Annotated in this window: 17 protein-coding genes; 7 read left to right on the forward strand and 10 right to left on the reverse strand. The window is 67.6% G+C overall.

The window, feature by feature from the left end:
- Nucleotides 1–61 precede the first annotated feature (61 nt).
- Entirely contained in the window at nucleotides 62–409 is a 348-nt protein-coding gene (locus Y958_RS12185; RefSeq protein ID WP_088872191.1) for an arsenate reductase family protein, read from the reverse strand.
- Between the two features lie 185 nt (nucleotides 410–594).
- Between Y958_RS12185 and Y958_RS12190 the strand changes: the two genes are divergently transcribed.
- A complete protein-coding gene (locus Y958_RS12190; RefSeq protein WP_145727606.1) occupies nucleotides 595–4,062 on the forward strand; it encodes an SIS domain-containing protein in 3,468 nt (1,155 codons plus the stop codon).
- Nucleotides 4,063–4,103: 41 nt separating this feature from the next.
- Complete coding sequence (locus tag Y958_RS12195; protein WP_186291176.1) at nucleotides 4,104–4,784, forward strand: SDR family NAD(P)-dependent oxidoreductase; 681 nt, start codon at nucleotides 4,104–4,106, stop codon at nucleotides 4,782–4,784.
- A 4-nt stretch (nucleotides 4,785–4,788) separates the two neighbouring features.
- Here the strand turns inward: Y958_RS12195 and phhA are convergent, their stop codons facing one another.
- The gene (gene phhA / locus Y958_RS12200; RefSeq protein WP_088872193.1) at nucleotides 4,789–5,661 is read right to left on the reverse strand and encodes a phenylalanine 4-monooxygenase; all 873 of its coding nucleotides are present in this window, start codon (nucleotides 5,659–5,661) and stop codon (nucleotides 4,789–4,791) included.
- Nucleotides 5,662–5,809: 148 nt separating this feature from the next.
- Nucleotides 5,810–6,301: an Lrp/AsnC family transcriptional regulator gene (locus Y958_RS12205; protein WP_040848442.1), complete on the reverse strand. Its 492-nt coding sequence runs from the start codon at nucleotides 6,299–6,301 to the stop codon at nucleotides 5,810–5,812.
- 138 nt (nucleotides 6,302–6,439) lie between these two features.
- On the opposite strand from Y958_RS12205, the gene hppD reads away from it, so the two are divergent.
- The 3 genes from hppD (at nucleotide 6,440) to mazF (ending at nucleotide 8,307) form a co-directional block, all read left to right on the forward strand.
- The gene (gene hppD, locus Y958_RS12210; RefSeq protein WP_244909287.1) at nucleotides 6,440–7,579 is read left to right on the forward strand and encodes a 4-hydroxyphenylpyruvate dioxygenase; all 1,140 of its coding nucleotides are present in this window, start codon (nucleotides 6,440–6,442) and stop codon (nucleotides 7,577–7,579) included.
- Between the two features lie 153 nt (nucleotides 7,580–7,732).
- On the forward strand, nucleotides 7,733–7,975 hold the full coding sequence (locus Y958_RS12215; RefSeq protein ID WP_088872194.1) for an AbrB/MazE/SpoVT family DNA-binding domain-containing protein: 243 nt from the start codon (nucleotides 7,733–7,735) through the stop codon (nucleotides 7,973–7,975).
- On the forward strand, nucleotides 7,975–8,307 hold the full coding sequence (gene mazF, locus Y958_RS12220) for an endoribonuclease MazF (protein ID WP_088872195.1): 333 nt from the start codon (nucleotides 7,975–7,977) through the stop codon (nucleotides 8,305–8,307). The genes Y958_RS12215 and mazF overlap by 1 nt, the downstream gene beginning before the upstream one ends.
- 6 nt (nucleotides 8,308–8,313) lie before the next feature.
- Here mazF and Y958_RS12225 read toward each other — a convergent pair whose 3' ends face one another.
- The 3 genes from Y958_RS12225 to Y958_RS12235 form a co-directional block, all read right to left on the reverse strand.
- Nucleotides 8,314–9,156: a carbon-nitrogen hydrolase family protein gene (locus Y958_RS12225; RefSeq protein ID WP_088872196.1), complete on the reverse strand. Its 843-nt coding sequence runs from the start codon at nucleotides 9,154–9,156 to the stop codon at nucleotides 8,314–8,316.
- A gap of 2 nt (nucleotides 9,157–9,158) precedes the next feature.
- Complete coding sequence (gene grxC / locus Y958_RS12230; RefSeq protein ID WP_088872197.1) at nucleotides 9,159–9,440, reverse strand: glutaredoxin 3; 282 nt, start codon at nucleotides 9,438–9,440, stop codon at nucleotides 9,159–9,161.
- A 101-nt stretch (nucleotides 9,441–9,541) separates the two neighbouring features.
- Nucleotides 9,542–10,300: a ComF family protein gene (locus tag Y958_RS12235; protein ID WP_244909288.1), complete on the reverse strand. Its 759-nt coding sequence runs from the start codon at nucleotides 10,298–10,300 to the stop codon at nucleotides 9,542–9,544.
- A gap of 101 nt (nucleotides 10,301–10,401) precedes the next feature.
- Here Y958_RS12235 and Y958_RS12240 point away from each other — a divergent pair, with 101 nt between their 5' ends.
- Nucleotides 10,402–11,319: a methyltransferase domain-containing protein gene (locus Y958_RS12240; RefSeq protein ID WP_088872198.1), complete on the forward strand. Its 918-nt coding sequence runs from the start codon at nucleotides 10,402–10,404 to the stop codon at nucleotides 11,317–11,319.
- Nucleotides 11,320–11,387: 68 nt separating this feature from the next.
- Here Y958_RS12240 and Y958_RS12245 read toward each other — a convergent pair whose 3' ends face one another.
- From Y958_RS12245 to Y958_RS12260, 4 genes are all read right to left on the reverse strand, one after another.
- On the reverse strand, nucleotides 11,388–13,307 hold the full coding sequence (locus Y958_RS12245) for an amidohydrolase (protein WP_088872199.1): 1,920 nt from the start codon (nucleotides 13,305–13,307) through the stop codon (nucleotides 11,388–11,390).
- Nucleotides 13,308–13,447: 140 nt separating this feature from the next.
- A complete protein-coding gene (gene mutT, locus Y958_RS12250; RefSeq protein WP_040850455.1) occupies nucleotides 13,448–13,888 on the reverse strand; it encodes an 8-oxo-dGTP diphosphatase MutT in 441 nt (146 codons plus the stop codon).
- Nucleotides 13,889–14,058: 170 nt separating this feature from the next.
- A complete protein-coding gene (gene argJ / locus Y958_RS12255; RefSeq protein WP_088872200.1) occupies nucleotides 14,059–15,291 on the reverse strand; it encodes a bifunctional glutamate N-acetyltransferase/amino-acid acetyltransferase ArgJ in 1,233 nt (410 codons plus the stop codon).
- 233 nt (nucleotides 15,292–15,524) lie between these two features.
- Nucleotides 15,525–16,472, reverse strand: a complete 948-nt coding sequence (locus tag Y958_RS12260; protein ID WP_244909289.1) for a peptidylprolyl isomerase — start codon at nucleotides 16,470–16,472, stop codon at nucleotides 15,525–15,527.
- Nucleotides 16,473–16,970: 498 nt separating this feature from the next.
- On the opposite strand from Y958_RS12260, the gene secA reads away from it, so the two are divergent.
- Nucleotides 16,971–19,727 carry a preprotein translocase subunit SecA gene (gene secA / locus Y958_RS12265; protein ID WP_088872632.1) on the forward strand — a complete coding sequence of 919 codons (2,757 nt, stop codon included), beginning with the start codon at nucleotides 16,971–16,973 and terminating at the stop codon, nucleotides 19,725–19,727.
- Nucleotides 19,728–19,732 lie beyond the last annotated feature (5 nt).

Here is a 19,732-nt window from a genome sequence, read left to right on the forward strand (position 1 = left end):
TGCCGCTGCTATGGGGCCATACCGCCCCGCTTCCGCCCCAATTTCCTGGCAGATGGGAAAATCAGAGCACCTCGGCCAGTCTTTCCGCCGGGCGGCACAGCACGGCGCCCTTGGGGCTGCGCGCGATGGGGCGCTCGATCAGGATGGGGTGTTCCACCATGAGGTCCAGCAGGGCCTCGTCGCCATAACCGCCGGCGGGCTCGTTCGCCAGCAAATCGTCGTTGCCGCGGCGGCGCAGGATGTCGGCCGGGCGGGCCTTCAGGGCGGCCAGCATGTCGACCAAGGCGGCGCGGTCGGGCGGGGTCTTCAGGTATTCCACCACCTGGACCTCATGTCCGCCGGCCTGCAGGTCGGCCAGCACCCGGCGCGAGGTGGAGCATTTGGGGTTGTGCCAGAGAGTCACGATCATGGGCGATGGTTCCAGGATGGGTTGACGGAAAGCGGGCACCATAGCCGCGCGCCCGGCAAGAGGCCATCCGCCGGAAGGGCAAGGCCGGCGCCCCAAGGCAGGGCAAGTGTAACGTTACGTTTTCAGCCTTCCACCCCGGCCCCGGCCTGGACTATGACTGCGATCTTGGCTGAGTGAGGTGAACGATGTGCGGCATCGCCGGTTTCCTGGGTAATCGCAACTGGACCCGCACGGCGGACCTATCCTGGCTGGAGGCCGTTGCCGACCGGCTGGCCCAGGCGAGCCACCCCGCCGCCATCGACGCCGCCCTGGACGGGCTGGTGGCGCATTTCACCGACCTGATGGCCTTCCCCACCCATATGGCCGCCGTGGCCGATCCGGCCGCCGCCGCCCTGCTGACGGCGGTGGCCGATCGCATCGACGCGTTGGAGACGATGCTCCGGTCCGGCGAGGCCGCCCGCGACGTGGCGGTGGAGCGCACAGCCGAACGGCTGCGCGATTATGCCTGGCAGCTGCGGACCGAGGTGCTGGGCAACATCGGCCGCACTCTGGCCCTGCTGCCGGACGGTGCCGCCGCCACCCGGCCGCAGCATGCTGTGGCCTGGGCCGCGGAACAGGTGCTGGAGAATCTGGATCGGCTGGAGGTGCGCGGGCGCGACAGCGCCGGCATCGCCCTGCAGATCACCATCGACCATCGCTACACCCTGGACGACCTGCCGGCGGCCCTGCGCGCCGGTGCCGCCGAGCGGCTGGCCGTGGGCGACCGGCACGAGGGCCTGGCGCTGCACGCCCTGCCCGACGGCCGCACCACCGTGCGCTTCACCTACAAGGTGGCCACCCTGATCGGCCGCCTGGGCGACAACGGCGCCTTTCTGCGCGCCCGCATGCGCGCCGACGCCGTGCTGTGGGCGGTGGCTGGCCACGCCGACGGCTTCAGCGCCATCGCCCACACCCGCTGGGCCTCCCACGGCGCCATCAGCCTGCCCAATTGCCATCCGCTGAACGCCCGCCTGCTGAACGAGACGGGCGCCGGCAAGGCCGCCACGGCGCTGGACGCCGATGCCGACGCCATGGTGGCCCTGAACGGCGACATCGACAATTACCGGGCCCTGACCGAGAGCGCCATCGAGGGTACCGGCCACGCCCTGCCCACCGACACCACCACCGACACCAAGGTCATCCCGGTGCTGTTCCGCCTGGAAGGCGAAACCGGCAATGGGGGCGGCAACGCCGACCGCTTCCTGGCCACCATCCGGCGCCTGGACGGGTCCATGGCCATCATCCTGCAGCACCCGGCCGATCCGGAGCGCCTGCAGCTGGGCCAGAAGGGCAGTGGGCAGAGCCTGTTTGTGGCCGAGGTGAACGACGGCCTGATCGTCGCGTCGGAGAACTACGGCCTGGCGCCGCGCGCCCGCCGGTCCATTCCGCTGGCGCAGGTGGAGCGCGGCGGCCTGGCCGTGGTCCTGTCGACGGCGGCGGGTGAGCCGGCGCTGTCGGCCCGCACGGTCGACGACGGCGCCCCGGCCAGCCTGAAGGCCGACGTCATCGAGATCTTCTCCCGCGATATCTTCCGCGGCCGCCACGACCACTTCTTCGAGAAGGAGGTGCATGAGGCCCCGGCCAGCGTGCGCAAGACCCTGGCCGGCCGTTATCGCCGCCAGGACCGCCGCGTCAGCTTCGACCTGGGGCCGGCGGGCGGCACCGACACGGGGCCGTGGGCCGGCTTGCGCGCCCGCCTGGCCGATCCGGCCAAGCCGCCCATCCGCCGCATTCTGGTGACGGGCCAGGGTACCGCCGCCATCGCCGCCATGGGCATCGAGCACCTGATCCGCCTGGCGCTGGACAAGGCACCGGTGACGGTGACCAGCGCCAAGGCCTCGGAACTGTCCACCAACCTGGACGGCAAGAGCCTGGATGACGCCCTGGTCATCGCCATCAGCCAGAGCGGCACCACCACCGACACCAACCGCACGGTGGACCTCGCCCGCGCCGCCGGCGCCTGGATCCACGCCATCGTCAACCGCCGCAACAGCCCCCTGGTGCGCAAGTCGGACAGCCACCTGTTCACCAGCGACGGCCGCGACATCGAGATGGCCGTGGCCTCCACCAAGGCCTTCTACAGCCAGGTGGCGGCGGGCAAGCTGACCGCCCTGTGCCTGGCCGACGCGCTGGGCACCCTGCCGGCCCAGCAGATCCATGACGAGACGGTGGCGCTGGAGGCCCTGCCCCAGCGCATCCAGGAGGTGCTGGACGACGAGGGCGCCATCGCCGCCTGCGCCCGGGCCTATGCCCCGCGCAACCGCTACTGGGCGGTGGTGGGCAACGGCGCCAACAAGGTCGCGGCCGAAGAGATCCGCATCAAGCTGTCGGAGCTTTGCTACAAGTCCATCCCGGTCGACTACACCGAGGACAAGAAGCACATCGACCTGTCGACCGAGCCGCTGACCCTGGTGGTGGCCAACGACCTGGCCCCCCTGCTGGCCCAGGACACCGCCAAGGAAGTGGCCATCTTCAAGGCCCACAACGGCAAGCCCATCGTCTTCGCCGCCAAGGGCGAGACCTGCTTCGCCCCCTACGCCGAGGCGGTGGTGCATCTACCGTCGGCCGGCGCCGGCCTGGACTTCATCATGGCCACGGTGGCCGGCCACCTGTGGGGTTTCCACGCCGCCCTGGCCATCGACGCCGAATCCCGCCCCTTCCGCGAGGTGTCGGCGGTGCTGGACCAGGCGCTGGCCGATCCGGAGCGGCCGGTCACGCCGGTGGCCACCAGCCTGGCCGCCATCATCGACCGCATCGCCGACGGGCAGTTGGACGCCGCATTGCCCGCCAGCTATGCCGCCCGCCTGGCCAAGCTGACCTCGGCCCTGCCCATGCTGGACACGCCGGGCGGCAAGCCGGAGCGGACGGCCGTCATCACGCGGGGCCAGGATCTGCTGCGCCTGGTGTTCGAGGAGACGTCGCGCCCCATCGACACCATTCGCCACCAGGCCAAGACCGTGACCGTGGGCATCTCCCGCCCCGGCCGTGAGATCAGCCCTCTGCTGCTGTCGGCCCTCGCCGACCTGGGCGCCGCCCCCGCCGACCTGGCGGAGCCGGAGCGCCAGCTGCTGATCGCCCTGTCCACCCTGGTGATCGGGGTGGAGGGCGGCGTGCGCTATCACCCGGCCGGTGGCCCTGGAAGTGAGGGCGCGGATGGCACGCCGCTGCTGCAGGCGGTGGAGCGCAGCGGGCGGGCCAAGGGCGTCGCCTCGCGCCACGACCAGCCGGCGCCGGCCACGGGCGGCAAGCGCCGCGCCCTGCGCCTGGGCCGGGGCATGCTGTCGGGCGGGGCCAGCGGCGCCCAGACCCTGGCGCTGCTGCCTCTGATGCGCGAGCCCAACTGGACGCCGAACGGCTTGGTGCTGCTGCACCTGGCGCTGGTCAGCCAGGCCTCGCTGCAGCAGAAGATTGCAATATTGAAGGATTTGCGCCTGTACGAAGACCTGTTCGATGCCTACCATGAGGCCGGACAGGCGGATGCGGCCGGCGACGGGGCGGGCCCAGCGGGCGGTCCAGGGGACGGTAGGGACGGAGGCTTCGCCGCCTTCCTGGAAAAGCTGGCCCCCCGCGACCTCATCCTTTCCACGCCCGCGGATCTGATCCGCCGGGCCTGAACTCGGGGTTTTGGGGAACGGCGATGCAACGGGCGGGGCGTTTGGCGAACCGGACGGCGGTGGTGACGGGGGCGGCGTCCGGCCTGGGCCGGGCCGTCGCGGTCGCCCTGGCGCAGGAGGGGGCCAACGTCATCCTCCACCACCTCTTGCCCGATGAACAGGCGGCGGCCACGGAGACCGCCCGCCAGGTGCAGGCCCTGGGCCGCACCGGCATCGTCGTGCAGGCCGACATCACCCAACCGGCCGGCGCCTATACGGTGGCGGAGGCGGCCATCGCCGCCTTCGACCATGTCGACATCCTGATCAACAACGCCGGCTTCCGCCTGAAGCAGCCCTTCGACGGCATGACGCTGGAGCTGTTCGAGGCCACCATGGCCGCCAACATGGGCGGCACCTTCCTGATGGTGCGCCATCTGCTGCCTCTGATGCGGGCGCGCAGTTATGGCCGCATCGTCACCACGGTGGATAGCACCGCCATGGAAGGGGCGCGCGGGATGACCGCCTACGGCGCCGCAGCCTCCGCCCTGCTGGGCTTCACCCGCAGCCTGGTGCATGAGTTCGGCGACAACGACATCACCGCCAACTGCGTGTGCCCGGGCCACCTGCCGCCCGACGCGGATGGCGAGGAAGAGGATTGGGCCGGCATCACCCCCGCCTATGTCTTCCTGGCCAGCGACGACGCCTATGCCATGATCGGGCAGACGCTGCGGCCCAGCCCCTGAGGCGCTAGGCCGCCTTGCGGCCCGCTGTGAACACGGTGTCGCCCGGCTGGATCTGGTCGGCCGGCAGATCCGGCAAAGCGGCCAGCTTGGCATAGAGCGGGGCGAAATCCTGCGCCGTGGCCTGGAACAGCTGTTCGAAGCTGTCCAAGACGAAGTAGGTTTCCTGGTAGTCGTCGATGCGATAGCCGGTGCGCATCACCCGTTCCAGATTGAAACCCACGCGGTTGGGCTCAGGGCTTTCGATGCAGTACTGCGTCTCGCCCCGCGAGGACAGCATGCCGGCACCGTAGGCGCGCAGGCCCTGGGGCGTGTTGATCAGGCCGAATTCCACCATGTACCAGTAGAGACGGGCCAGGCGCTCCAGCCCGCCGTGGGCTTCGGCCTCGGCGCCCTTCCTGCCATAGGCCTGCAGATAGTCGGCGAAGACCGGATGCATCAGCAGGGGCACATGGCCGAAGAAGTCGTGGAACACGTCCGGTTCCACCAAATAATCCATCTCATCCGCCCGGCGGATCCAGTTGGTTACCGGAAATCGCTTTTCGGCCAGATGGTTGAAGAAGACGTCGTTGGGCAACAGGCCGGGCACGGCCACCAGGGTCCAGCCCGTGGCCTTGTGCAGCACCTCGCTGGCGCGATCGAAATGGGGCACCCCGTCACGGGCATCCAGCCGCGCCAGGCTTTCCATGAACTCCGGCGCGGCGTAGCGGGGCAGCAAGGCCGACTGACGCTCATACAGCGTGCGCCAGCGGGCGTGCTCCTCCGCCGTGATCTTCTCCCAGCCCTGGGGCACGGTGTAGTCGGCCGCCATGGCGCTGTAGTCGCCGCGCAGGGGGGTATCGGACTTGCCCGTGGTGTTGACCGGCGCGCTGCTGCTCATGGCTCCATCTCCCTGGCTGGGTTTCTGGGAACCATTTTATCGCTGGATCAGCACCATTTTCTTGCGATCATGCCCCAACCTTCCCCATCTAAAACCACTTCCTGCCGTTTGAATGGACAGTTTAGCAATCTTGTGCCGGGAAGAAATTTCAGTCCCGCGCCAGTTCGGCCACCGACGGCAGGGGCACGGCGGTGGAGTGCTTGACCACGTCCAGCACGAAGCTGGAGCGCACGTCCTTCACCCCGGGGATCTGCAGCAGCTTTTTCATCGAGACCTCGGCGAAGGCCTCCAGGTTGCTGACCACCACCTGCACCAGATAGTCCATGGTGCCGGTCATGACGAAGCAGGACACCACCTCGGGGATTTGGCTGACCAGGCGGCGGAACACGGCGTCGCCCTCCGCGTTCTGGTCGATCTTGACCTCGACGAAGGCGACGACCCCCAGGCCTAGCAGGCGCCGGTCCAGCAGGGCGGCATAGCCCTGGATGTAGCCCTGGTCCTCCAGGTCCTTCACCCGGCGCAGGCAGGGCGAGGGCGAGAGGCCCACGGCCTCCGCCAGATCGACATTGGATAGGCGGCCGTTGCGCTGCAACGTATCCAGGATGCGCAGATCTGCCGCGTCCAGACTGGATTTACCCATAGTGATGCCGCCTTAAGTGTTTCTTGAGCACAACGTTGCTCAATCTTGAACAAATGCGGCAGACTTCGCAAGGAAATGCCCAGCCGCCGGGCGTATCATCAGGGGGATTGTTGCTTCTAACAGGGAGAGCGACCCGCCATGTCCACCCCGACCACCTCCTCCTCCCCGTCCTCCTCTGGGCCCGTCGCCGAAGCCGTCGCCGGTGGCGACCTGTGGGAGAACCCGCTGGGCACCGATGGCTTCGAGTTCGTGGAATACACGGCGGAGGACACCGAGGCCCTGGGCCGCCTGTTTGAGGCCATGGGCTTCACCAAGGTGGCCCGCCACCGCTCCAAGAACGTGGTGCTGTACCGCCAGGGCGACATCAACTTCATCGTCAACGCCGAGCCGGACAGCCTGGCCCAGCGCTTCGCCCGTGAGCATGGCCCCAGCGCCTGCGCCATGGCCTTCCGCGTGAAGGACGCGGCGCAAGCCCTGAAGCACGCCGTGGCCCAGGGCGCCAAGGAGGTGAAGGGCACCGTCGGCCCCATGGAACTGAACATCCCGGCCATCGAGGGCATCGGCGGCAGCCTGCTGTACCTGGTGGACCGGTACAACAGCCCCAGCATCTACGACATCGACTTCGTGCCCATCGAGGGTGCCGACCAGAACCCCGTGGGCGCCGGCCTGAAGCTGATCGACCACCTGACCCATAACGTCCGCAAGGGCCGCATGGACCCGATCTCGGAGTTCTATGGCAAGATCTTCGGCTTCCGCCAGATCCGCTACTTCGACATCACGGGTGAGTACACGGGCCTGACCAGCCGGGCGCTGACCGCCCCCTGCGGCAAGATCCGCATTCCGATCAACGAGTCGAAGTCCGAGCAGGGTGCCGACAAGCTGGACCAGATCCAGGAGTTCATCGAGGCCTACAAGGGCGAGGGCATCCAGCACATCGCCCTCCTGACCGATGACATCATCGCCACCTGGGACAAGCTGAAGGCCGCCGGCGTGAAGTTCATGACGCCGCCGCCCGACACCTACTACGAGATGCTGGAAGAGCGCCTGCCCGGCCACGGCCAGCCGGTCGAAGAACTGAAGAGCCGCGGCATCCTGCTGGACGGCAAGGACAACCGCTATCTGCTGCAGATCTTCACCGAGACGGCCATCGGCCCGATCTTCTTCGAGATCATCCAGCGCAAGGGCGACGAGGGCTTCGGCGAAGGCAACTTCCGCGCCCTGTTCGTCAGCATGGAACGCGACCAGATCCGCCGCGGCGTGCTGAAGGTCGCCGAGTAAGGTCTGTTCCGGTAACAAAACGAAAGGCGGCATCCGCGATGGGTGCCGCCTTTTTTGTTGGACCCTATCCCCGCCTCAGCTCTGGTGACGTTGACAACGCCCCCGTCTAAGCTAACGTATCGACATTGTCTCGACGTCACGAAAGGGCCGGACATGCGCGTGACCATAAGGAAATGGGGAAACAGCGCCTCCGTCCGCATTCCCGTGGCAGTCATGGAAGCGGTTGGGCTGGAGGTCGACGCCACAGTCGATATTCGGGAAGAGGGCAACCGCATCGTGATCGAGCCGGTGCGCAAGGACGACTACGATCTGGCGGATTTGATTGCCGGCATAACTCCGGAAAATCGCCATGTCGAAGTCGACTACGGACCATCGGTCGGCAAGGAAATCCCGTAATGGGCTACATCCCGGATGCCGGGGATGTCGTGTGGCTGCAATTCAACCCGCAAGCGGGACACGAGCAGGCCGGACACCGGCCGGCCGTGGTCCTAAGCCCAGCAGCCTACAATCGACGCGCCGGCTTGCTGCTGTGTTGTCCGATGACGACACAGATCAAGGGTTATCCCTTCGAAGTGCTGATCGGGCCAGACAAGAAGCAGGCGGTCTTGGCCGACCAGGTGAAAAGCCTGGACTGGCAGGCCCGACAGGCTGAGTTCAAAGGCAAGATCGACGACGCGGAGCTAGCAGAGGTTCGCCGCAAGGCCTCGGCCCTCATCGGCAAGCCGTGAATTTCTTCACGGCCCCTCGAACGCTCGGTCGTGCAGCAGGCTGGGCACCATGGACCGCGCCTCATCCACCTTGGACAGGTCCAAATCGGCCACCAGCACGCCCGGCGTCTCGCCGCCGGCGTCGGCCACGACCTCGCCCCAGGGGCTGATGATCAGGGCGTGGCCGTAGGTCTGGCGGCCGCCGTCGTGGGTGCCCACCTGGGCGGGGGCCAGGACCCAGCAGCCCGTCTCGATGGCACGGGCGCGCAGCAGCACATGCCAATGGGCGCGCCCGGTGGGCACGGTGAAGGCGGACGGCACGGTGATGATACGGGCGCCGGCCTTGCCCAGGGCGCGGAACAGCTGGGGGAAGCGTACGTCGTAGCAGACGGTGAGGCCCAGCCCGCCCCAGGGGGTGTCGACCACGCGCGCGACGTCGCCGGGGCGGAAGGTGGCGCTTTCGCGATAACGCTCACCATTCGCCAGTTCCACATCGAACATGTGCAGCTTGTCGTAACGGGCCAGTACCTGGCCCGCCGGATCGATGACGAAGCAGCGGTTGGCCGCGCGGCCATCCTCGGTCAGGCAGGCCAGGGTGCCGGTCATGAGCCACAGCCCGGTTTCGGCCGCCAAGTCGCGGAAGCGGGCCAGCGCCGGGTGCGCCTCTTCCTCATAGGCGCCGGCCAGCACCCGCTCGCGGCCCTGGACCATGCGGGCCACATTCTCCGGCAGGGTGGCGAACACCGCCCCCTGGTCCTTGGCCTGGCGCAGCAGCCGGTCCGCCGCGTCCATGTTGGCCGCGATCTCCGGTCCGGCGGTCATCTGCAGGACCGCCGCGCGCAGGACACCCGAGAAAGGGGCGGCCGTCATGCTCAGGCTGTGCCGGAGGCCAGTTGGTCCAGGCCCAGCTTGGCGTTCAACTTGCCGGCGCGGTCCAGGGCGTGGATGTCGTCGCTGCCGCCCAGGCCCTCCCCATCCACGAAAATCTGGGGCACCGTGGTGCGGCCGTCGGCCCGCTGAATCATCTCGGGCTTGCGCGACGGGTTGGCGATGACGTCGATCTCCTCATACTGCACGCCCTTGCTGTCCAGCAGGCGCTTGGCGCGGTGGCAATAGGGGCAGTAGGGGCTGGTGTAGATTTCAACGCGGGGCATGGGCCCAAACTCCTGAGGAAATGATTTACCTGAAATATTGGCGCATCGGCGGCGCAGCGCCAAGGGTGGGTGCGCAACCCAGCCCTGAATTTAGAGTGTTTCTAAATATCCTCCGCCTTCAGCACCCGGGCCAGGGCCAGCACCTCCACCCCCGCGGCACCCGCCCGCAACAGCACGCGGGCGCACTCCGCCACCGTGGCGCCGGTGGTGTAGACGTCGTCCACCAGTACCACGCGCAGCCCCTTGACCGACCGGCCGGGGCGAAGGGCGAAGGCGCCGGCCACGTTGCGCGCCCGTCCCTCCCGCGACAGGCTGCCCTGGCTGGGGGTGCGGCGGCGGCGGACCAGCAGGTCGGGCGCCGCTTTCACCCCGCTGAGTGTCCCCAGCCGCGCGGCCAGCAGGGCGGCCTGGTTGTAGCGCCGGGCGAACAGGCGCCAGCGGTGCAGCGGCACCGGCGCCACGAGATCGGCCCCGGCCAGCAACTCCCCGCCGGCGCGCGCCATCCAGCCGGCGAACAGGGGGACGGCCTCCGTCCGGTCGCCATGCTTGAAGCCCAGGATCAGGGGGCGGCTGGCATCGTCGTACAGCACGGCGGCGCGCAGCCGGCCGAAGGACAAGGGCGCGGCGACACAGATGGCACACAGGGCGTCGGCGCCCATGTCGTGAGGAAAGGGCCGGCCGCAGGCGGCGCATTGCGGCGCCGTGATGAAGCCGACACCCCGCCAGCAGGTGCCGCACAGCGTGCCGGCGGCGGCCACCGCCTCGCCACAGCCCAGGCAGCGCGGCGGCAGCACCAGGTCGAGCAGGCGTACGCCGGTGTCGCGCACCCTGGCCCCCATCACCCGCCCCCAATCGCCCATGCGCGCATATCCTCCGAGAAGCACGCGCCATGATAGCGCAAAGCCGCGCGCACCCCGTAAATTCCTGTTGCTCCGGCCAAGGAAGGGCCTATACCGGCCCCATGAGCGACGCCGACAGCATGACCGTCTTCAACCGCCGCCGCGTGCGAGCCCATCGCGACCGGGCCGCCGCCGGATGGGACGGCTTCAATTTCCTGAAGGCCGAGGTGGTCGGCCGCCTGGTGGAACGCCTGGCCGACATCAAGCGCGAATTCCGCGTGGCCCTGGACCTGGGCTGCCATGGCGGGGAGGTGGCGCAGGCCCTGGCGGCCGTGCCCAGCATCGCCCAGGTGGTGGCGACGGACCTGTCCCCCCGCTTCGCGGTCGAGGCGGCGAAGCGCATGCCCGGCCTGCCCACGGCGGCTGCGGATGAGGAGTTCCTGCCCTTCGCCGAGGGCAGCTTCGACCTGGTGATCAGCGCCCTCAGCCTGCATTGGGTCAACGACCTGCCGGGCGCCCTGATCCAGGTGCGCCGCGCGTTGAAGCCCGACGGCCTGTTCCTGGGCGCCATCCTGGGCGGCGAGACGCTGTTCGAGCTGCGCCGCAGCCTGATGGAGGCCGAGATGGACCTGATGGGCGGCCTGTCGCCGCGCATCAGCCCCATGGCCGAGGTGCGCGACGCCGGCGGCCTGCTGCAGCGCGCCGGCTTCGCCCTGCCGGTGGTGGACAGCGACATGCTGACCGTCAGCTACCCCCACGCGTTCCGCCTGATCCAGGACCTGCGCGGCATGGGCGAGACCAACGCCGTGCTGGACAGCCGCAAGGGCGTCAGCCCCAGCGACCTGTTCACCCGGGCCGCCGAACGCTACCAGGACCTGTACCCCGATGGCGAGGGCGGCATCGAGGCCAGCTTCCAGGTGCTGTACCTGGCCGGCTGGGCCCCCGACGAAAGCCAGCAGAAGCCCCTGCGCCGCGGGAGCGCCAAGCTGCGCCTGGCGGACGCCTTGGGCACGGAAGAGATCAACCCGCTGAAGAACTGATCGAGATCCCGCAAGGGCGGGGCCGCGCGCCGGCCGTCGGCGCGCGGCTTGCCGTTCCATGACCGGCCTTATGCCGCCGAGACCTCACCGTGCGGCGCGGCGCAGAAGACCTGGGCGCCGTTGACCCAGGTTTCACTCACTTTGATATCCCCGATATGGGTCGGCTCGCACGTGCAGGGGTCGCTGTCCAGGATCACCAGGTCGGCCAGCTTCCCCGCCTGCAACGTACCGACATACTGATCGGCATGGCATTGCCAGGCGGCGTCAATGGTCTGGGCCTTCAGCGCCGATACCACGCTGATGCGTTCATCGGCGCTCAGCACCCCGTGGTCGGGGTCCAGGTCCATGATGCGGGTGACCGCGGTCTGGACCCGGCGCAGCGGCTCCAGCGGGCTGACGGTGTAGTCGCTGTGCAGGGAGAAGCGCAGGCCCGCCTTTTCCACGGACGCGCAGCGGTCCAGAAGCTTGGCGCGGTCGCCCAGCAGCTTTTTCAGCACATATCCCCACTCCGCCACGTGCTGGATGAGGAAGGACGGCACCACGCCCAGGCGCACCATCAGATCGATCTGTTCGTCATGCAAGATGGAGCAATGCTCAACTCGGTTGCGCAGGGCGCCGTTGTCGGGGTGCTGCTCGTTCGATGCCTGATAGGCCGCCAGGATGTTGTCGATCGCCGCGTCGCCGTTGGCATGGGTGATGACCTGCCAGCCGAGACCGTTGGCGATGCCGACCAGAGTGGACAAGGCGCTGACGGGCAGGTTCTGGTTGCCCTTCACGTCAACGCCCAGATAGTCGCGCTCCGTCTGTATACGAGCCCACGGGGTGTAAGGCTCGCGTTGCAAACCGGTCACGCCCTGGTTGGATCCGTCGGCGAACAGCTTGATGGCCTGCTGCAGGAACATGGGATCGCTCAGGTTGGGCTGGTCCCACTGCACCTTATGCGCGCCCGTCTGGCCCAACTGGTACTGATTGACATACTGGGCGCTGGCGAAGCGGGGGCGCGCCGTGAAGATCGACACCGTCTCGATGGCCGCCTTCTCCAGCGCGGCGCTGCCCAACGCGATGCCCAGCGCCGCCTCGTTCACCATGGTGTTGCCGCTGGCCACGGCGGTGTAGAGGATCTCCGCCAGATTCAGGCCCAGCGTTTTCGCGTCCTCGGGAAAGCCCTGGTGGTTGGCGGAGAGTGCCGCCAGGACGTATTTCTGAGCGGGGTATTCGATGAAGATGCCGGAGGTGCGGCCAGTATCCTTCTCGTCCTCGAAGAAGGTGGCGATCTTGCCGCCGTCCGGCTGCGGCGGGTCGTATTCAGGCACGCCGGCCATCTTCAGGACCCGGCGGCTAGCGTAGGTGGTGTGGCCCGAACCCGACGCGATGTAAACCGGGTTCTGCTGGTCCGGATCCTTGGTTCCGAACAGATCGTCCAAGACATCGACGGTGATGTTCTGCCAGCCGTCAGACAGCCGCGAGGAATCGAAACCGGTCGCGACGATCCAGTCGTTCACCGACGGGGCCGATTGAATGGCCTGGCGCAGCTTGGCCTTGACGCTGTCGAAGGTGTAGGCCTCCCCCGCCACCGGCCCCAAGCCTAAGCCGGGGGCCAGCAGAGCGCTGGCCACGACATGCATGTGGGGATCGACGAAGCCCGGCATCAGGGTCCGGCCGGCCAAGTCAATCTCCCGCGCACCGGGGGCCAGGTCCCGCATCGCCTGCAAGGTACCCACACCCAAAATGTCTGTGCCCCGGATCACCAGCGCCTCGACCAAGGGCAGGTCATCACGCATGGTACGGATGATGCCGTTGTAAAACAGCCGGGCCGGCGCGCCGGGAGGTTCAGGCAGCGGAGCCGACTGCAGCACGGGATAGTCCGGCCGGATCCTCTCCAGGGTGTCCTTCAGTTCCTTGATCAGGTCATCCGCTTCCTTACCGGCCAGGGAGGCGAACGCGACCTGGGCGACATCGAAGCGGGAACACGCGCAATTGGGCAACATCCTAAACCTCTTTGGGATTGTGGCGGATGAGTTGCCCGTATGGGTAACACCAAAGGACAGATTTTAGTTCTTAAAGTTTTATCTGATTCAATCACATATCTTATGGGTTGTGATTTCGCCCAGGCGATTGGACAGCGCCCCTACAGCAGGTCGCGCAGCATGGCCACCAGCGGCACATCGGCCGGGGGCATGGGATAGTCGTTCAGCTGATCCACCCGCGCCCAGGCCAGGGACTGGCCCTCCAGGGGCTGGGGCGTGCCCTGCCAGACGCGGCAGACGTAGAGCGGCATCAGCAGGTGGAAGGTCTCATACCGGTGGCTTGCGAAGGTGAAGGGCGCCAGGCAGCTGGTGCGCGTGTCGATGCCCAGCTCCTCCCGCAGTTCCCGCACCAGGGCCACCTCCGGCGTCTCGCCGGGATCGACCTTGCCGCCGGGAAACTCCCACAATCCTGCCAGGGACTTGCCCGGCGGGCGCTGCGCCAGCAGCACCCGCCCGTCGGCATCGATCAGGGCCACGGCGGCGACCAACACGGTGCGTACCGGCTCCGTCGGCTCCGGCCGCCCATCCCAGCACGGGGTCATCTCATCCGCCACGGCACTTCCTTCTCTCAACGGCAAAACCGGCGGCATGACGTCTCATGCCGCAATAGGACGCGACCGCGTCCGCCGGAGATTTTCGGGGAACGCAGTGGACTGAAAATCGAGGACAAGGCAAGCGGGCGGATGCCCGCGCCCGCCGCCTGAGGGAACACTTAACTCCGGTAGCTCCCATTGATATCGATGTAGCCGTGGGTCAGGTCGCAGGTCCACACGGTGGCCTTGCCCCGGCCCAGGCCCAAATCGACCTGGATGTCGATCTCCTGTCCCTTCATGTGGGCGGCCACCGGCGCCTCGTCATAGCCCGGGACCTCCATCCCGTTGGCGCAGATCTGCACGCCGCCGATGCTGATCACCAGCTTGTCGCGGTCGGCCTTCTCACCGGCGCGGCCCACGGCGGCGACGATGCGGCCCCAGTTGGCGTCCTCACCCGCCACGGCGGTCTTGACCAGGGGGGAGTTGGCGACGGTCAGGGCGATACGCTTGGCCGCCTGGCTGCTGGCCGCACCGGTCACGGTCAGGGTCACGAACTTGGTGGCACCCTCGCCATCGCGCACGATCTGCTGGGCCAGGTCCAGGCAGACGGCGTCCAGCGCCTTGGCGAAAGGCCGCAGGCGCGGATCGGTCGCGTCGGTGATGGGGGCGTTACCGGCCCGGCCGGTAGCCACCAGGATCACCGTGTCGCTGGTGGAGGTGTCGCCGTCCACCGTCACGCAGTTGAAGCTGCGGTCGGTGGCGCGCGACAGCAGCTTCTGCAGCACCGGGGCGGCGATGGCGGCATCGGTGAACAGGAAGCCCAGCATGGTCGCCATGTCAGGGGCGATCATGCCGCTGCCCTTGGCGAAGCCGTTCAGGGTCACGGTCTTGCCGTCGATGATGCAGGTGGCCACCGCCCCCTTGGGGAAGGTGTCGGTGGTCATGATGGCGCGGGCGGCGGCATCCCAGTTGCCGGCGTCCAGCTTGGCCCAGGCGGCGCCCAGGTGCTGGGCGATCATGTCGGCCGGCAGGGGCTGGCCGATGACGCCGGTGGAGGCGACGAAGACCTCCTCCGGCTTGCAGCCCACCAGTTGAGCGGCGGTGGCCACCGTCTCGGACACCAGCGATTCGCCGGCGGCACCGGTGAAGGCGTTGGAGTTGCCGGAGTTCACCACCAGGGCGCGGGCGCTACCGCCGGTCAGGCCCTTGCGGCACCAATGCACGGGCGCGCTGGCGGTCAGCGAGCGGGTCAGCACGCCGGCGACGGTGGTGCCGGGGGCCAGCTCGGCCACCATCAGGTCATCCCGGCCCTTGTAGCGGATGCCGCAGTTGTATGCCGCCAGGCGGACGCCGGCCACGGGGGACAGGGTGGGGAAAGCGTCGGGCGCCAGGGGGGAGACCTTGAGGGCCATGGGGATCGCTCCGTTGAAGGCGAACGGTTCGGATGAGGGGCCGCCCGGAGGAACCGGGCAAACGGCGCAGAAAATAGGCCGAAATCCGTGACGAATAAAATCGAAAACGGGCGTTCGGCGCTTGAGCAAACCGCGGACAGCAAAAGGGCGCAAGACCGCCACCGGCGATGCTTGCGCCCTTCGCTAGCGTAACGGCGCGGGAAGGAACTCATCCCCGCGCCTTCCCACCCGCCTTACTGCTTGGCGGGGGCGGCCGGCTTGGCGGCGGCCGGCGGCGGGGTCAGCGAGATGGCCTGCTTGCCGGTGATGTCGAAGGCCTCGACCTTGGCACCCTTGCGCAGTTCATCCACCACCTGGGCGGCCAGATCCTGGGCTTCGGCTTGGGCGACCTGGCCCTTCACCTGCTCGAACGGCGGGGCCTGGCGCTTGCGGCGGTCCTCAACCTTGATCACGTGCCAACCGAAGTCGGTCTTCACCGGGGTCTTGCTGACCTCGCCCGGCTTCATGGCGAAGGCGGCGTCGGCGAAGGGAGCGACCATGTCACCCTTCGTGAAGTAGCCCAGGTCGCCAGCTGAAGCGGCGGAGTTCTTGTCGATCTGCTGCTCGGACGCCAGCTTGGCGAAATCGGCGCCGCCCTGGATCTGCTTGATCAGCGCGTCGGCCTCTTCCTTGGTCTTCACCAGGATGTGCCGGGCGCGGACCTCGTCCTCGGCCGGCATGGCCTTCACCATCTCGTCATACTTCTTCTTCAGCAGCGCCTCGTTCATGCGGGAGTCGACCTGCTTGCGGATGTAGGCCTGCTGCACGAAGCGCTCTTCAGCGTGCTTCAGCTCGGTCTTCACTTCCTTGCTGTCCTGCAGCTTGTCCTTGTAGCCGGCATCCGTCAGCAGACGGGCGGTCACCAGGTTCTCCAGAACGCGCGGGTAGGCTTCGTTCAGGTGAATCTGCTGCTGGGTCTGGGCCGGCAGCTGGCTGTATTCGGCCAGCACTTCCGACCGGTGGATTTCCTTGCCGTTCACACGGGCCACCACCGGATCGTCCGCGGCCTGGGCCGGCGAGCCGGCGGCCGGCGCCGCGGCGGGGGCGGCAGCCTTGGCCGGGGTGTCAGCGGCCAGGGCGGTGCCGGCCAGGGACCCGAAAGCCGCGGTCAGCAGCGCGGCACGCAACATCTTCACATACATGGAGCTGAATTCCTCGAGGACTGGGGCTGCATCAAAAAACGGCGCGATGCTAGGGACCAGGGACGGCCACGCCGTAGCACTGCCGGGCCCTTCTTCGGCTGTCGCGCCATAAAACACGGGGCGCGCCCCTCTCGCAAGGTGGGACAGCGCCGGATACCCACCCCGTACGTGTCCTGATGCCGCACCCCGGCCCCCAAGCGGCGAGCCTCACGCCATGCCCGGGGACGGTCGCTGGATACCGCATCCGCCGGGGCATCAAAGCGGTTGGAAAGCAGGCGGATCATGCTATGGTCCAGCCCCGCGCGTGTGGGGGATTTGACACGGCAGGTGGGACCGGTATCGCGGTACCGGAAACGGCGGGGCTTCATTGACCGCCGGGCCCTGCCACCTTATCTCACAAGGCGCATGGGGGGCCTTATCCAAAAGGGCCCCATGTCCCGCGCGGCCGGGCTGGATGATCCGGCCGGTTTCCCCGTGTTCGTTCTCTTCGAGGTTTTCATGTTCGGTTCCATCGCCCGCAAACTGTTCGGCAGCGCCAACGAGCGCGTTGTCAAAAGCTTGCGGAAGGACGTCGACGCCATCAACGCGCTGGAGCCGAAGCTGGTATCGCTGTCCGACGACGAGCTGCGCATGCGCACCGACTGGCTGCGCGACCGGCTGGCCAAGGGCGAGACACTGGACGACATCCTGCCCGACGCCTTCGCCACCGTGCGCGAGGCGGCCAAGCGCGCCATCGGCCAGCGCCATTTCGACGTGCAGCTCATGGGCGGCGTCGTCCTGCACCGCGGCCGCATCGCCGAAATGCGCACCGGCGAAGGCAAGACCCTGGTGGCAACCCTGGCGGTGTACCTGAACGCCCTGGAAGGCAAGGGCGTGCACGTCGTGACCGTGAACGACTACCTGGCCAAGCGCGACAGCGGCTGGATGAGCCGCATTTACGGTTTCCTGGGCCTGACCACCGACTGCATCGTCCACGGCCTGGATGATGACGAGCGCCGCCGCGCCTACGCCGCCGACATCACCTACGGCACCAACAACGAGTTCGGCTTCGACTACCTGCGCGACAACATGAAGTTCCGCCTGGACGACATGGTCCAGCGGCCCTTCAACTTCGCCGTGGTCGACGAGGTGGACAGCGTGCTGGTTGACGAGGCGCGCACCCCGCTGATCATCTCCGGCCCCTCCACCGACGGGTCAGAGCTGTACGCCGCCGTGGACACGGTCATCCTGCGCCTGGCCGACACGGACTATGAAAAGGATGAGAAGGCCAAGTCCGTCAACCTGACGGAAGAGGGCACGGAGAAGGTCGCCCAGATCCTGACCGAGATGGACCTGCTGAAGCAGGGCGACCTGTACGACATCCACAACATCACCCTGGTCCACCACGTGAACCAGGCCCTGCGCGCCCACAAGCTGTTCACCCGCGACGTGGACTACATCGTCAAGGATGACAAGGTCATCATCATCGACGAGTTCACGGGCCGCATGATGGACGGCCGCCGCTATTCCGAAGGCCTGCACCAGGCCCTGGAGGCGAAGGAGCATGTGACCATCCAGCGCGAGAACCAGACGCTGGCGTCCATCACCTTCCAGAACTATTTCCGCCTGTACCCCAAGCTGGCCGGCATGACGGGCACGGCCATGACCGAGGCGGCGGAATTCGCCGAGATCTATAACCTGGACGTGGTCGACATGCCGACCAACCTGCCCGTCCAGCGCATCGACTATGATGACGAGGTCTACCGCACGGCGCGCGAGAAATACGACGCCATCGTCAAGCTGGTGAAGGAGTGCCAGGAGCGCCAGCAGCCCATCCTGGTCGGCACCATCTCCATCGAGAAGTCGGAACTGCTGTCCGACCTGCTGAAGAAGCAGGGCATCCCGCACAACGTGCTGAACGCCCGCTATCACGAGCAGGAAGCCTACATCGTCTCCCAGGCCGGCCGCCCGGGCGCCGTCACCATCGCCACCAACATGGCGGGCCGCGGCACCGACATCAAACTGGGCGGCAACATCGAGATGCGCATCGAATATGAGCTGGGCGAGGTGACCGACCCGGCCGAGCGCGCGCGCCGCATCCAGCAGATCGAGGAGGAGGTGGCGGCCGCCAAGGACGTGGCGCTGGCCGCCGGCGGCCTCTACGTCGTGGGCACGGAGCGGCACGAAAGCCGGCGCATCGACAACCAGCTGCGCGGCCGCTCGGGCCGCCAGGGCGACCCCGGCGCATCGAAGTTCTTCCTGTCGCTGGAAGACGACCTGATGCGCATCTTCGGGTCGCAGCGCATGGACACCATGCTGCAGCGCCTGGGCCTGCAGGAAGGCGAGGCCATCATCCACAGCTGGATCAACAAGGCGCTGGAAAAGGCCCAGAGCCGGGTTGAGGCCCACAACTTTGAAATCCGCAAGAATCTGCTGAAGTACGACAACGTCATGAACGACCAGCGCAAGGTCGTCTATGAGCAGCGTCGCGAGATCATGGCCGTCGACGACATCAAGGAAACCGTCGAGGACATGCGCCAGGACACCATCAACACCCTGGTGGCCAAGGCCATTCCGGCCAATTCCTATGCCGAGCAGTGGAACATGGAGCAGCTGCACGAGGACGTGGTGCGCGTCCTGGCGCTGGACGTGCCGGTGCAGGAATGGGGCAAGGAAGAAGGCATCGCCGAGCTTGAGATCGAGCAGCGCCTGATGAAGGCCGCCGAGGAGGCCTACGCCGCCAAGGAGGCCAGCTACGGGCCGGAGATCATGCGCTCCATCGAGCGCAGCCTGCTGCTGCAGCTGCTGGACCAGTCGTGGAAGGACCACCTGCTGTCGCTGGACCATCTGCGCCAGGGCATCAACCTGCGCGCCTATGGCCAGCGCGACCCGCTGAACGAATACAAGCGCGAAGCCTTCAACCTGTTCGAGGAGCTGCTGGACAGCCTGCGCGAGCAGGTGACCCAGGTGCTGATGCGCGTGCAGCTGCAGGTCGCCCAGGCGCCGCTGGACCCCAACGATTTCCCGCCCCAGGAAATGCAAGAGACCCGCGTCGACCCGGCGTTCCCGCCCGCTGGCCTGCCGCCGGCCGACGAGCCCCTACCCCCAGGCATGGCGCGCGCCAGCGTTGGCCTGGGGTATGGCGCCGTGAACATGCCGCAGTCGACCCAGGTGGGCGGCCAGGATCCGGACACCTGGATGAACACTCCCCGGAATTCCCCCTGCCCCTGCGGCAGCGGCCTGAAGTACAAGCATTGCCATGGCCGCGCCCCGTAAGGGGC

Origin of the sequence: Nitrospirillum viridazoti CBAmc (assembly GCF_000730165.1) — a bacterium.
GTDB classification, from domain to species: Bacteria; Pseudomonadota; Alphaproteobacteria; order Azospirillales; family Azospirillaceae; genus Nitrospirillum; species Nitrospirillum viridazoti.